This is a genomic window from Nostoc sp. 2RC (assembly GCF_014222165.1).
GTDB classification, from domain to species: Bacteria; Cyanobacteriota; Cyanobacteriia; order Cyanobacteriales; family Nostocaceae; genus Nostoc; species Nostoc linckia.
Genome location: NZ_JACKZU010000754.1, coordinates 1 through 907, shown reverse-complemented (window position 1 = coordinate 907; position 907 = coordinate 1). Strand labels below are relative to the sequence as shown.

Sequence of the window (907 nt, the reverse complement as noted above, 5' to 3'; positions counted from 1 at the left end):
CCCCAGAGGGGGCCCCCCCTTCCCCTTTTCCCGACTTCTCTTAGAAGTCCATTGTAGGTTTCGTACAACTTAAACTCAACATTTGATGATTAAAATACGAAAAATCACGGACATCAATCAAAAATTTTGCTACGAAAAATGTGTTTTTTGCTGAACTCTAATTCAGGTTAATTGAGACAAAATAGCTTTGTAAAACTTTTAAAAGTGTAAATTTATGACTCGAAGAAAACGTAGTTCCCGAATTCTAGAAAAAGCTGAATTTAGAGTTGCGGGGCTGAAAGCTATCGATCCAAATATTAATTTTGATGATACTTACAACTTGCAAAACTTAAATCAATTAATAAACAGTTTTCACAATATGCTTGATGAGTATAACGCTGCTATAGCTATGATTGACTCTTCTAGAAAAAAACTCGATGAAATGGAAAAAACCTTAAGTCATGTTTCAGACAAAATGCTCGTGGGGGTTGGTTTCAAGTACGGTAAAAACAGCAATGAATATGAACTTGCAGGTGGCGTTAGAGACAGCGAACGTATCCGTAAAAGTAGATTGACACGCTTGAAATCTAATACAGATAAAACATCAGATGAAAATGCAATAACCGCCACGCCTTAACGGTAAATCAAAAGTCAAAAGATTTATAGAATCTGCTTTTAACTTTTTTAGAATAGGAACTGTAAAAATTCAAAATTTCCAGTCCCCGACTTATTTGATAAGTCGGGGATATATTTCATTACAAATGATTTAAGAGTTTGTTTGAAAAGTGGTTAACTGTGATTTTAATCCCCCTTGGTAAGGGGGGAAACAATAAAATCTAGTTCCCTCCCCTTATAGGAATCCTATTTGATTTTTGAACAAAATTCCGTACACTTTACTCTTTTATAACCCTGTTGCCTATTCCCTATT

The 907-nt window shown here is 34.7% G+C and carries 1 protein-coding gene; it reads left to right on the top strand.

Annotation, left to right across the window (positions count from 1 at the left end):
- The first annotated feature begins 214 nt into the window (after positions 1-214).
- The gene (locus tag GNE10_RS34840) at positions 215-616 is read left to right on the top strand and encodes a hypothetical protein (RefSeq protein ID WP_185570551.1); all 402 of its coding nucleotides are present in this window, start codon (positions 215-217) and stop codon (positions 614-616) included.
- Positions 617-907: the final 291 nt, after the last annotated feature.